Here is a 12,616-nt window from a genome sequence, read left to right as displayed (position 1 = left end):
ATCAACTGCCGCGATAGGTGGAATAGCCGTAGGGCGAGATCAGCAGCGGCACGTGATAATGCGCGCTCGTATCGGCAATGCCGAACCGGATGGGCACCTGATCCAGGAAAGCCGGCTCCGGCAGGGACGCGCCCGTCCGGCGCAGATAATCGCCGGCCTGAAACAGCAACTCGTAGGTCCCGACAACGAAACTGTCACCGGCCAATATCGGTCCGCCATCGACGCGCCCGTCGGCGTTGGTGACCAGTGTCTTCAACAACATCCGCGCCTCCCCGTCGATCCGGAAAAGGGCAATGGTCAGACCCTCGGCCGGCTTGCCGAGGGCGGTGTCGAGCACATGGGTTGTCAGTCCTGTCATGGCGTCGGCGCTCCGATGGTGTAGGGAATGTCGAAGAAGAATTCCTGCAGATTGTTGCCGGGGCCGTCACGGTCGACGACAAGGAAGTCGCTAACCTCGCCCAGCGCCATCAGCGGATGATGCCAGACATTCCGGCGATAGTTGACCCCCTGGTCGCCGCGCGCAAGAAACACCTGCGGCTGCCGCGGCCGGCCATCCTCATCCTCGGAGACGACGACCAGATAGGGTCGTCCGGACAGCGGCGAAAAGCTCTGGCTACCATGGGGATGCCGCTCCATCATGTCGACCTTGTAGGGAAACGAGCGAGGCTGGCCGCGGAACAGGTTGATGATCACCCGTGCGCCATCGCCAGCCGCTTCCGGGGCCGCCAGTGCATGGAAGCGCTCCGTTGTGCCGCCATTGATCAACCGCATCCGAGCGGGATCGGCTTCGATCACATCGCCATAGGCTGAGAAGGCGGACTGGCTGAGGGGGTGGATGGTAAGGGAATTGGTGATTGCCATTATTCGCCTTGAGCCCGCCAATGGCGAATTGCATCAATTTTATCGACGATATCCATAGCCTCGATTTGAGCCGTCGCCCACACCTTCTCCAGATCAATGTCGAAATATCCGTGCGCGATCCTGTTGCGCATGCCGCGCATGGAATCCCAGGGAAACTCAGGATGCTCCTCGAGAAATTCCGGATACTTCGTAATCAACTGAACCGTGAGTTCCGACGTCATCAGCAGGCTCATGCCCACAGCGCGCTGAAGAATGACATCCTGCATAAAAGCCGTCTTTTCGGCGCCCGCCACGAAGCGGTGGGCATCGAATGCTGCCTCCCGCATGCGGTCGAGCATAAAGGCTGCACGGTCCCCACTCATATCGGCTTGGCTTCCGCGAGCACCCTTGCGCGCACTGTTTCAGGGAAGTCGCCGGGCGTGAGAAGATGTACGGGAGTTCCATGCATCATCTGCTCCAGCGCAGCCTGCAGCCCTCCGAGCGAAAGCAGGGTGCTGCCCGGCAGCGCGTCCACGAGGATATCGAGATCACTGTCGGAGCGATCTTCTCCGCGCGCGACCGAGCCGAAGACCCTCGGATTCGCAGCATTGAAGCGCCCCGCCACGTCGCGGATCGCCTGCCTGTTTCTCTCCAGCACGTCCGATGGCTTCATCGTCAATACCCCTGGTGAAGCGACCCTACAAAGTTAGAGCGTCGGAGCCGACAACTCAAGCCTTTGTCCCGAACAGACGCATCCGCATGATGCCACCATCCGGATGCATCGCGAGGCGGACATGGGTGATCGGGCCGATGTCGGAAAGTGCCTCGCTGCCGAACGGATGGATGTGATCCATCTGCAGCTTGGTGCGGGGCAGCAGCGGCTTCCACTGTTCGGAAGCATCGATATCGGCCCTGGTCAGCACGTCGCCGAGATCGGGCAGATAGGCGCCGAGGATCTCGCAGCTGTCCGGAAAATTGCCCTTGTAGAAAGCCGTATCGACGATGGCCCGCTGGATTCTGCCGGCATGACCTAGGCGGATAATCGCCCAGTCGTGGCCGGGGCCGCGACGGCGCTTGGTCTCCCAGCCATCGCCCATGTTCTGACCGCGACCCGGGCCCAGAACTTTGTCGGGATGACCGTAGTGGGCGTCCGACCAGGCCAGCGCCTTGGCGCCATGGAAAACATAGGCCAGATCGATCTCCTCGTCCGCGCCGACCTTCGACCAGTCGAAAAAGGCGGCCCCATAGACCCGCAAGCGGGCAATGCCGCCATCCGGGTAGATGTGCAGGCGCAGATGGCTCCAGACCTTCTCCTTGTCCTGCAACTCGAAGAAATGGTGAGCGCTCGCGCCGAGCGGCGACTTTGCCAGCACTTCCGTCCACACCGTCTCGGCCGTCGGATCGCCGGCGTCCACGAAGGCGGCTTCGATGGAGCAATGGGGAGGATAGTTGCCGGTGAAATAGGCGGTGTCGACGTCGAAACCGAAGATGCGGCCCGGCATCGCTAGGCGAATGATCGACCAGTCATGGCCCGGAACGCGCTTGCGGCGGCTTTCCCAGCCATCCATCCACTTGCCGTTGTCGTCGTAGGCCGTCGCATCCCAATGCGGCGGCTCGTCCTGCAGCATGCGGCTGAGAGGGGCGAAGAAATCGTCGGAGACATCGATGCCCTTGGCGCCGAGCCGCGCAGAGGCGAGATTGATGGCGCCCTCGGTGAAGGACGGCATTTCGATCAGGTCGGTATAGGTCATTCAAGTCTCCGGAAGCATGGTTTTCAGGCGCAGCAGAGCGATCTTTTCCACCTGCGCGGTGGCCGTCGCAAACTCTGTCTCGCGGTCGTTGTTGATCCGCAATTCAAACGCCTCAAGGATGTCATCCTTGCTGAGGCCTTTGACGGCGATGATGAAGGGAAAGCCGAACTTCGACACATAGGCGCCGTTCAATTCCGTGAATCGGGCATGCTCCTGCGGGCTGAGACGGTCGAGCCCTGCCCCGGCCTGCTCCTGCCTGCTCTCCACCGTCAATTTGCCGGCGATGGCAAGCTTGCCGGCAAGGTCAGGATGCGCCCGCAGCACGGCCAGTCGCTCGGCGGCCGTGGCGGCACGAAAGACCGATACCATGGCTGTGTGGATGCCGCTCGCCGTCAGCGGCTCCTTGATGAGGCCCGCATCGACAGCACGTTCGGCGATATAGGGTGAATGCTCGAAGACACCGCCGAAGCGCGTTACGAAATCATAGCGCATGATCATCTAAAGTACGCCCGGCTGGTGATGCTGATGCCAGTGGCGAGCGATCTCGAGCCGCTGCGGGATCCACACCTTCTCATGCGAGAGAACATATTCCATGAACCGTTTCAGCGCCGCCGCGCGAGCCGGCCGACCGACCAGCCGACAATGCAGCCCGACCGACATCATCTTGGCGCTGCCGGCCTTGCCTTCCGCATAGAGCGTATCGAAGGCGTCCTTCAGATAGGTGAAGAACTGGTCACCGGAGTTGAAGCCCTGCGGGGTGGCGAAGCGCATGTCGTTGGTGTCGAGCGTGTAAGGGATGATGAGGAAGGGTTTACTGTCGGCACCCTTCACCCAGTAGGGAAGATCGTCGGCATAGGAGTCGGAGGAATAGAGAAAGCCGCCCTCCTCCATGACAAGCCTCAGCGTGTTGTCCGACGGCTTGCCCTGGTACATGCCGTAAGGACGCTCGCCGGTGAGTTCGGTGTGCAGGCGCACCGCCTCGAGGATATGCTTGCGCTCGAGCTCCTCAGGAAAATCCTTGTATTCGAGCCAGCGGTAACCGTGGCTGGCGACCTCCCAACCGGCTTCCTTCATCGCCGCCACGGCTTCCAAATTGCGGGCCATGGCTAGGGTCACGCCATAGACCGTCGCCTGGACCTTCAAATCCGTGAACAGCCGCCACAGCCGCCAGAAGCCGGCGCGCGAACCATACTCGTAGATCGATTCCATATTGAGATTGCGCTGGTTAGGCCAGGCGGCGGCACCGACGATCTCCGACAGAAGGTTCTCGGAGGCCGGATCGCCGTCGAGAATGGAGCTTTCCCCGCCTTCTTCATAATTGATGACGAACTGCACGGCGATGCGCGCATCGCCAGGCCATTTGGGATCGGGCGTGTTCCGGCCGTAGCCGGTGAGATCGCGCGGATAGATATCGGATACCATCGAACCACCTGTTAAAGTCGGTCAGACGGTAAGCATCGCAAGCAGCGTTGTCGAGACGGAAAGTGCGCGTTGAAGAATGCCGCCCTCAGGCGGATTTCCGGGCACTGACCTTGCCCATGGGATGCAGCGAATGAACCCGGAACGGTCCGTCGCTGCTCTCCTCCATCATCAGGGCAATATTGGAGACCGTGATAGGTTCGCAGAGCACCGGCTCGAACAGATCGCGCAGCACCCGCTCCATGCGCGGCAGGTCGGTCGAATGCACCGGTCCCGTCAGCTGCATCTGGAATCGGAATTCGTCCATGACATTGGCGCAGCCCCAGCGATGCAGGTTGGCAAACTGCGTTGCCGACAGCAGGTCAGGATCGCAACGGTCGATTTCAGCCTCGGTCAGTTGCGCGCGAAAGTGGTCAAACTCTTGGGTGAGCACAGAGGCGAGATAGTTGACGGCCGCAAGAGGGTAGGATGGCACCAGACCGAAGGTATTCCCGAGCCGAGCGACCTCCAGACGCGGGATCTGGAAAGGCTCGAGAGTACCCGAATAGCGCATCAAATCACGCAACAAGGCCGCTTCGGCTGTCGGCTCGGCGAGCCGGAAAGGTCCCTTCAGCGCAGCGTGGAAACCGTAGCGACGCGGCAGCGCAGTGTGGAAGGCAACCTCCCGCAAGCCCAAACCACCAGTCTCTGATTCGTCGACGCGCTCGCCGGTGTAGACATTGCGGCCAAGCCAGCTGGCAGCCACCATTGTCAGCGGATCGCGCGGAGGGGGTGTGAATCCAATGATATAGCGCATGATCCCTCCTCCGGTATGCGGCGCGCACGAACCGGTTCATGCACGACGATGCAGATAAGCGATTTGCGTGACAGAATGACGAACGCGGTAGCGGAAACCTCACGCTTTACGCGAAGCCACGCGAATGTGGCTCGTCAGAGTAAAGCTTTCAGGCATCCTCGAGGCAAACAAAGCCTGGCCAGATATTTCTCCAACGGCAATGGCGGCCAGGCGATGAGCGAGCCCGAACGTGATCTTGAAGCCACCCGTCAGCGCAATCACCGACGGATGATCGGGGTGGCAACCGACCATCGGATCCCGGTCGATAGCCTTTGGCCGCAGCCCCGCCCAGCGCTCTACGACATCGGCTCTGGCCAACGCCGGCACCATGATTCGGACCGCATCCAGCAGCGCATCGAGCAGCCCATCCGTCGACAACGGCGCGTCGAAATGATTTTCGCTGGTGCTGCCAACGGCGACATGGCCGCCCTCGTGCGGAACGATATAAAGCCCATCGCGAAAAATAACCGGCAAATCCGGGTCTACATCCGCCTTGAGGCGTGCCGCCTGCCCCTTGACTGCCTGCCCCAATGGCTTTTGCAGATCCGCCGTGAGCTTACCCAGCAACGGAAAACTCGAATGCCCGGCCGACATGATGCAGTGGCCGAAGCGGATGTCACCAGCGTCTGTCCGTGCCACGCCGAGTGTCGGCTCAAGGCCGAGCAGCGCCACGCCTTCGACGATTCGAACGTGCCGTGCCCTTTGCAGGAAGGCCGACAGCACAGCGATCAGCCCACGCGGCGCGACCCTTGCGGCAAGCGTATCGTGAACGAAGCCGCTTTCGCCGGACGATGGGTCGATCCAACCGGCACCAGGCTCGTCGATCACATTCCAGTGAAACTGCCGGCCCTTTTCCCGCCAATGGGCTTCGGCATCCCGTGAATGTCCTCCGGCAATCCGCCGCAGATGCGGCTTTGGCAACGGGATGAGGCGTCCTGAACGGCGATATCCGGCGGAAAGCCCCGTCTCCAGCGCGAGTTCCGCGATATCGTCCTCAAGTGCGACAAGCGATTCCAGCTGGAACTGCTTCTTGTTGTCCCAGCGGTCGGGCATGTAGGGCATCAGTGCGCCCAGCACGCCGCCGCTTGCACCATGGCCCAAGCGACCGGCATCGATGAGCAGCGTATCGATACCCCGCCGTTCGGCATGGACCGCGGCCCACAAGCCCATGATGCCGCCGCCGACGATCAGGAGTGCTGCAGACGATTGACCGGCAGGCTTTGCCGGATTAACGGCTGTTGGCATGACAGATCCAGTTTCCGATAACGCGCCAGGGACGATGAGCCAGCCGCTCGAATGGCGCGACGGCGATATGCCCTATTCGACCGCTTTTGGCGATCATTTTTATTGCCAGACCGATGGCCGCCTGGAGTGCAGCCACGTCTTTCTCGACGGCAACGGCCTGCCCGCCCGCTGGAGCCGACAAGCGAAATTCACGATCGGCGAGCTCGGCTTCGGGACCGCCTTGAATTTCTGCGAGACGTGGCGGCAATGGAAGAGCGAGCGCACTGAGGGTGCGACGCTGCATTTCATGTCGTTCGAACTCTATCCGATGCATGCCGACGAGATCGACCGGGCTCTGTCGCACTGGCCGGAGATCGATGAGGAGCGCAAGGCCCTCGTTGCTCTGTGGCCTGCGGTGCCGCAGGGTATCGTATCGCTGCAGCTGGACCAACAGACGCAGCTGAGCGTCGTCTGCGGGCCTGCCTTCGATGGCGTAGCCGCTGCCGATCCGATCTTCGATGCATGGTTCCTCGACGGGTTTGCACCATCCCGCAACAGCGAGATGTGGTCGCCGGAACTGATGCAGTCGGTTTATCAGAAGACCGTGCCGGGCGGCACATTCGCCACCTATGCCGCAGCCGGCTTCGTGCGCCGCAATCTGCAGGCGGCCGGCTTCATCGTCGAGCGTCGCCAGGGATTTGCCGGCAAGCGGGAAATGCTCTGCGGTGTCAAACCTGCCTTATGATCCTGACCGGCTCTGCAGATCGTCCCTGTCGAGCCACAGGCGGATCTTGCTCTCCAGCAACTCCGGGCTGACGGGCTTGGACATGTAGTCGTCCATTCCGGATTCGATGCAAAGATCGTGATCGCTTGCGAGCGCATGGGCGGTAACGCCGATGATTGCGACCGGGCGATCGATCTGCCCTCCGGCCTCGATCTGACGGATCTCCCGGGTCGCCTGCAGACCATTCATCACAGGCATGGAGACATCCATCATAATCATAGCCGGCAAATACCGCCTGTAGGCCTTAACGGCTTCCTCGCCGTTCCCGACGATCATGAAGCGCACGCCCATGGTCTGCAGGATCTGCGTGAAGACGATCTGGTTCACCTCATTGTCTTCGGCCACCAGAATATCGACAGGGCGATCCATCGCTTCGGCTTCATCGGGCATCGCGATAGCTGAGGCGTGCTCGAATCGTTTGACGCCGGGTGACGTCTGCACCTGGTGAACGTCCTCACCAGTTGCCAGACGCTGGCGGGCAGCGCGCACTACCTCGATCACCGTGTTGCGCAGCACATTGGCCCGCGCGGGCTTCATCAGATGCGCATCGCCGCTCCGGGTCCACGCGGCATCCTTGCTGGCGATGTCGATCGATGTGAGGAAAATCAACGGAACTCGATCGAACCGGCTGTCCCGCCGCATGGCGCCCGCCACCTCCGCGCCGTTCATGTCCGGCATGTGATAATCGAGAATGACGGCGTCGATGGAGACAGCCATGTCGGCTGCCGCTTCGAGTATGGCGAGGCCCGCCGGACCGTCGGCGACGGCAACACTGTCGAATCCCCACATCCGCAGCTGTTCCGTCAGGATCTGGCGGTTGGTAGGATTGTCGTCGATGACGAGGATCTGCGCGCCCTTGACGTTGACAGGAATGGCTGCCTGCTCACGTCGCGCGGCTGTCGCCGGCAATGGCAGATGGACCTTGAACGCGGACCCGCTGCCGAGGACGCTTTCGACCTCGAGATAGCCACCAAACAGATCGACCAGGCCTGCGGTTATCGCCAACCCGAGGCCGGTGCCCTCGTGCCGCCGCGTCGAGGACGAATCGACCTGGGAAAACTTGTCGAAGATCGTTTCCAAACGCTTCTTGGAGATGCCGATACCAGTATCGGAAACAACAACGGAGACCATTTCACCGCCATCGACGCTTCGCCCGGCATCGATCTCGACGAGCACGTGGCCGTGCTCGGTGAACTTGACGGCGTTGCCGACGATATTGGTGAGAATCTGGCGGAATCGGCCGGCGTCGCCAAGCACCATCGGCGACAGGCGCGGCGAACCACGCACCAGCAGCTCCAGGTTCTTTTCCCTCGCCTGCGACGACAGCAGTGTCGCGACATCCTCGGCAGCCTCGAGCGGATCGAACGGAGCCCTGCGCAACTGCATCTGGCCGGCGTCGATCTTGGAGAAGTCGAGGATGTCGTTGATGATCGTGAGCAGCGCGTTTCCGGATTTGACGATGATGTCGACAAAAGCCTTCTGACGCGCATCGAGACCGGTCCGCGCCAATAGCTCCGCCATGCCGAGCACGCCATTCATCGGCGTGCGGATCTCATGGCTCATATTCGCAAGGAATTCCGACTTCGCCCGGTCTGCGGCCTCGCTTCGGTCCAGAAGGCGCCGAAGCTCCTTCTCGCGCGTCTTCATCTCGGTGATGTCGGTGACGACCACAAGCCAGCGGTCGGCGGCACTCATGGAGGCGTCCAGCTGTAGCCAGACGTCCTCGCCGATGCGGAAGGCCGCGGAGATCGGCTGCCGCTGGCGAATTTTGTCGGCCCACTCGGCAAGAACGGCAGTTGGGTCGGGGCCGAGATCGCCGCGTGCTGCACATGTCTGGAGAACCCGAAGCCAGCTGTTGCCGGCAGCAAGCGCCGCCGGCTCCATGCGCAGCATCCCCGCCAGCGCCTCGTTCGACAGAAGGATAATGCCGTCCTTGACGATCATCAGCCCCTGCGACATCGCATGGGTGGCATCCTTCATGAGTTCGCCCAGGCGTTCGAGTGCCTGGCGTCCTTCCGACAACTGCCGGGCCTGCCGGCGGAGCGACGATATGTCGGAATAAGACAGGAGAACGCGCCCATCGGACATCCGTCGTCCATCGACCAGGACACATCGGTCATCGCCGAATAGGATTTCAAACTGAAGATCGACTTCGGGATTGCGCAGTGCCTCCACCCGCGCGCGATAGAGGGCGTCGAAATCGCCGGCTTCGGCGCCGTAGTGTCCGCGCATGTAGTTGCGGTGCATCAGTTCATGCAAAGTCAGGGCTTCGCGACGATCGACCTCGGACAGCTGCCAGATCTCGTAAAAGGCATCGTTGGTATATTCGACGTCGAGATTGCGGTCGATGATCAGGATACCGGCAGGCATGGAGCCGATCATGGTTTCCAGATCTAGACGCAACTTCTCGGCCTGCGTCCTAGCCTCGATCAGTTGCGTCGCTCGCTGCTTGATTGTCGAGACGTCGACCAGGGAGCCGACGAGGTATCGCTGACCATCGGAATCGGACACGCCCTTGATACGGGTTACAAGCGCATGCTGACGCCCGCCCGGATTGAGGATCTCGTGCTCATATTCGGAAAGCCCGTCGGTCTGCAGCGAGTTGTCGTTCTGGGCAAACAGAAGCGCGCCCTGGGCAGGGCCGTACATTTCCTCTTCCGTCTTGCCGAGCGCGTCCTCTCTGCTCATGCCCATCATGGTGAAGTAGGCATCATTGCCATAGATCAGTCGATGATCTTGTCCGCGTACGAAGGCCGGGACCGGCAGGTCCTGCAAGATGGTGAGGTACAGCCTCGTCTCGTCGAGGTGCTGGCGCAACAGCACTTCCTGGTTCTTCATCGACGTCACGTCGATGCGCAACGATATCACCAACCCGTCAGGCAGTCGTTTGTTGACACACCGCAACCAATCGCCACCGGGCAGTTGCTGGATCGAATCGTTAAACCCGTCCGAAAGCGTCTTCAGGCGCGATGCTACCCAGCTCTGTTGATCGGCAGGCTCCGAGCCTTGCGTCGACAGGGAAGCAAACATTCGATTGTAGATATCGCGTGCCGTCATACCGACCGGCGCCTCTCCCACCAGCGGCCGGTAGAGCTGAAGCCAGCGTTGATTGCAGTAGACAAGCGTCAGATCGGCATCATAGACCCCAACGCCTATATCGATGAGATTGAGGATGTCCTCGGCGATCGGCGACTGCAGTCCCGACACTTCCAAGCGCGGCAACGGCTCCTTGCCGGCACGCTGCTGGCGAAACAACGCGTTCTCGACGAGCGGGCGGCCGTCCTCGGCGAAGATGCCGACAGGATAGGGCGCCAGCTCGAGCTCGGCCCGAATCAGCGCGAGATCGGCATTGTGAGCCTGCGAAATTTCTGGGCGTGACGCAGGCATGGCCACCGGCGGCTCGGCAAAGATACCAAACACATAGGCTCTGTCCGCCGAAGGCATGAAGCTTTCGATCTGCACCTCGAAGGCCGACAGATGATCGGCATCGAAGCAGCGCGACGTCTCCTCCGTGCCGAAGACGATAGCCCGCCGCTCCTTGTCTTCACGCTCCGCAGCGTCCTGGCTGGTGGAAAGCTCGTGGCTGCGAAATCCGATGAAGTCCGAGATCTCGCGGCCGAAAAACCGCGCATAGGCGTCGTTCACCGCGACGTATCTGAGATCGCTGTTTTTGACATAGGCCGGCCGGTCGGTCTGGGTGATCCGATGACAGGCCGTTTCCAGCAACTCGTTGCGGCTCTCCGACAAAGCCTCTCCCATACGACGCATTGGCATATCGGTAGTAATATCAATAGGGGCGCTAAGAAGACGTTAACCATAGCGACCAGGGCTTGCCTCAGCCTCGCCTGCCATCGGAAGACGAAATCCGCCGCGGCTAGAGGCGCTTTCTCGTGCCATGCCGTTGACTTCGGTCGCGAATAGGACCATATGCCCCTCAGCTTTCACCTTCCCGGCCGCCGCGTGAGCGTGCCCTGCGAAAAAAGACGACCCGCAAGAGAAGGACAAAAGCGCTCGAAAAAACGACTGCCCAAAGGCGGCAGTCTCATGCGCTGGAAAGCTATTTTCCAACTTACAAGTTCCCACTTCACGCGGGGTTCTTGACGCCAAAGACCGACCGGACCGCAAGACGCGTTCCGGCGAACTCGTTTTTGGCGCCTCGAAAGGCAATTGAATTGACCACTTTTAGCGATCTTGGCTTGTCCGAACAGATTGTGACGTCTCTGACCCAGCAGGGATATTCGACCCCGACCCCGATCCAGGCGGAAGCCATTCCCTTGGTTCTTCAGGGCCGCGACCTCGTCGGCCTCGCCCAGACCGGCACTGGCAAGACGGCCGCTTTCGGCCTGCCTATCATCGAAATGCTGATGAAGGACGGCAAGCGTCCTGAACATCGCAGCACGCGCACGCTGATCCTCGCGCCGACCCGCGAACTGGTGAACCAGATCGCCGCCAGCCTGAAGGAATACACCCGCAAGACGCAGCTGAAGATCGGCCTCGTCGTCGGCGGCGCCTCGATCAACAAGCAGCAGATGCAGATGGAACGCGGCGTCGACATCCTCGTAGCAACCCCCGGCCGCCTGCTCGACCTGATCGCCCGTCGCGCCCTGACGCTCGGCCACGTCTCCTACCTCGTCCTCGACGAAGCAGACCAGATGCTCGACCTCGGCTTTGTGCATGACCTGCGCAAGATCTCGAAGATGGTGCCTGCCAAGCGCCAGACGCTGCTGTTCTCGGCCACCATGCCGAAGGCCATCGCCGATCTCGCCGCCGACTTCCTGAGCAATCCGGCCCGTGTCGAAGTCTCGCCTCCCGGCAAGGCTGCCGACAAGGTCGAACAGTTTGTTCACTTCGTCTCCGGCCAGAACCACAAGACCGAGCTCCTCAAGGAATCGATGAACGCCAACCCGGACGGCCGCGCGATGGTCTTCCTGCGCACCAAGCACGGCGCCGAGAAGCTGATGAAGCATCTTGAGCATGTCGGCTTTGCGGCCGCCTCGATCCACGGCAACAAGAGCCAGGGCCAGCGCGAGCGCGCTCTGAAGTCCTTCAAGGACGGTGAAACACGCGTTCTCGTCGCCACCGACGTCGCTGCCCGCGGCATCGACATCCCCGGCGTCAGCCACGTCTATAACTACGACCTGCCGGAAGTGCCTGACGCCTACGTTCACCGCATCGGCCGTACGGCCCGTGCCGGTCGCGACGGCATCGCCATCGCCTTCTGCGCACCCGACGAAATCCGTCTTCTGCGCGACATCGAGCGCCTGATGGCGATCGACATCCAGGTCGCCAGCGGCGAAGCGCCTGCCGACCGGGCTCGTCCTCCCCGTGGCGGTGGTGGCAATCGCTCCGGCGCCGGTGGCAACCGTGGCGGTCAGAGCCAGGGTCGCGGTGGTGCAGGATCGGGTGCCGGTCGCGGCGAAGGCCGTCCGGCCCGTCGTCCGCGCCCGGACGGTGATTTCCGCAGCGAAACCCGTGGCGATCGCCCGGCAGCCGCCCGCGAGAACAACCGCAACGCCGACTTCCGTGGCCAGCGCACCGCAGAACGTGCGCCCCGCGAAATCGACAACGATCTCGCTTCGACCTCGGACTTCCGCCCAGCCAAGGCGCCGCAGCGCCACAGCCCGGCTGGCGACAACGGCGCACCGCGCAGCCGTCCTCCGCATGGCCGCCCAGCCCACAAGGCTGGCGACAACCGTGGCCGTACGGACGCCCGCAAGCCGGCCGGTGGCCGCCCAGGCCCCCGGCGCGAACAGGCATAAGCCA

General features: G+C 61.8%; 12 protein-coding genes. 2 read left to right on the top strand and 10 right to left on the bottom strand.

The features are described 5' to 3' along the window. Nucleotide 1 precedes the first annotated feature (1 nt). The 9 genes from uraH to VH564_RS09235 all read right to left on the bottom strand — a co-directional run bounded on the left by uraH (nt 2) and on the right by VH564_RS09235 (nt 6,090). Nucleotides 2-358, bottom strand: a complete 357-nt coding sequence (gene uraH / locus VH564_RS09275; RefSeq protein ID WP_423339541.1) for a hydroxyisourate hydrolase — start codon at nt 356-358, stop codon at nt 2-4. After that, the gene (locus VH564_RS09270) at nt 355-861 is read right to left on the bottom strand and encodes an ureidoglycolate lyase (protein WP_423339540.1); all 507 of its coding nucleotides are present in this window, start codon (nt 859-861) and stop codon (nt 355-357) included. Before VH564_RS09270 ends, uraH begins: the two co-directional genes overlap by 4 nt. Continuing rightward, the gene (locus VH564_RS09265) at nt 861-1,223 is read right to left on the bottom strand and encodes a DUF86 domain-containing protein (protein ID WP_423339539.1); all 363 of its coding nucleotides are present in this window, start codon (nt 1,221-1,223) and stop codon (nt 861-863) included. The genes VH564_RS09270 and VH564_RS09265 overlap by 1 nt, the downstream gene beginning before the upstream one ends. Continuing rightward, a complete protein-coding gene (locus VH564_RS09260) occupies nt 1,220-1,513 on the bottom strand; it encodes a nucleotidyltransferase family protein (protein WP_423339538.1) in 294 nt (97 codons plus the stop codon). Before VH564_RS09260 ends, VH564_RS09265 begins: the two co-directional genes overlap by 4 nt. A gap of 55 nt (nt 1,514-1,568) precedes the next feature. Then, nucleotides 1,569-2,591: an allantoicase gene (gene alc, locus VH564_RS09255; protein WP_423339537.1), complete on the bottom strand. Its 1,023-nt coding sequence runs from the start codon at nt 2,589-2,591 to the stop codon at nt 1,569-1,571. Further along, nucleotides 2,592-3,089 carry a 2-oxo-4-hydroxy-4-carboxy-5-ureidoimidazoline decarboxylase gene (gene uraD, locus VH564_RS09250; protein WP_423339536.1) on the bottom strand — a complete coding sequence of 166 codons (498 nt, stop codon included), beginning with the start codon at nt 3,087-3,089 and terminating at the stop codon, nt 2,592-2,594. Beyond that, nucleotides 3,090-4,013 (bottom strand): allantoinase PuuE, encoded by a 924-nt coding sequence (gene puuE, locus VH564_RS09245; RefSeq protein WP_423339535.1) that lies wholly within the window; start codon nt 4,011-4,013, stop codon nt 3,090-3,092. An 85-nt stretch (nt 4,014-4,098) separates the two neighbouring features. Then, a complete protein-coding gene (locus VH564_RS09240; RefSeq protein ID WP_423339534.1) occupies nt 4,099-4,806 on the bottom strand; it encodes a DUF1045 domain-containing protein in 708 nt (235 codons plus the stop codon). A 99-nt stretch (nt 4,807-4,905) separates the two neighbouring features. Then, nucleotides 4,906-6,090 (bottom strand): NAD(P)/FAD-dependent oxidoreductase, encoded by a 1,185-nt coding sequence (locus VH564_RS09235; protein WP_423339533.1) that lies wholly within the window; start codon nt 6,088-6,090, stop codon nt 4,906-4,908. Here VH564_RS09235 and mnmD point away from each other — a divergent pair. Beyond that, nucleotides 6,089-6,814 carry a tRNA (5-methylaminomethyl-2-thiouridine)(34)-methyltransferase MnmD gene (gene mnmD / locus VH564_RS09230; RefSeq protein ID WP_423339532.1) on the top strand — a complete coding sequence of 242 codons (726 nt, stop codon included), beginning with the start codon at nt 6,089-6,091 and terminating at the stop codon, nt 6,812-6,814. The two genes, VH564_RS09235 and mnmD, sit on opposite strands and share 2 nt — an antisense overlap. Here mnmD and VH564_RS09225 read toward each other — a convergent pair. Further along, a complete protein-coding gene (locus tag VH564_RS09225; protein ID WP_423339531.1) occupies nt 6,809-10,621 on the bottom strand; it encodes a PAS-domain containing protein in 3,813 nt (1,270 codons plus the stop codon). The two genes, mnmD and VH564_RS09225, sit on opposite strands and share 6 nt — an antisense overlap. Before the next feature lie 404 nt (nt 10,622-11,025). On the opposite strand from VH564_RS09225, the gene VH564_RS09220 reads away from it, so the two are divergent. Then, nucleotides 11,026-12,612: a DEAD/DEAH box helicase gene (locus tag VH564_RS09220; RefSeq protein ID WP_423339530.1), complete on the top strand. Its 1,587-nt coding sequence runs from the start codon at nt 11,026-11,028 to the stop codon at nt 12,610-12,612. Nucleotides 12,613-12,616: the final 4 nt, after the last annotated feature.

The sequence above is a fragment of the Rhizobium sp. HT1-10 genome (assembly GCF_049472505.1).
Classification (GTDB): Bacteria; Pseudomonadota; Alphaproteobacteria; order Rhizobiales; family Rhizobiaceae; genus Rhizobium.
This window is presented reverse-complemented; position numbering and strand designations above follow the sequence as displayed.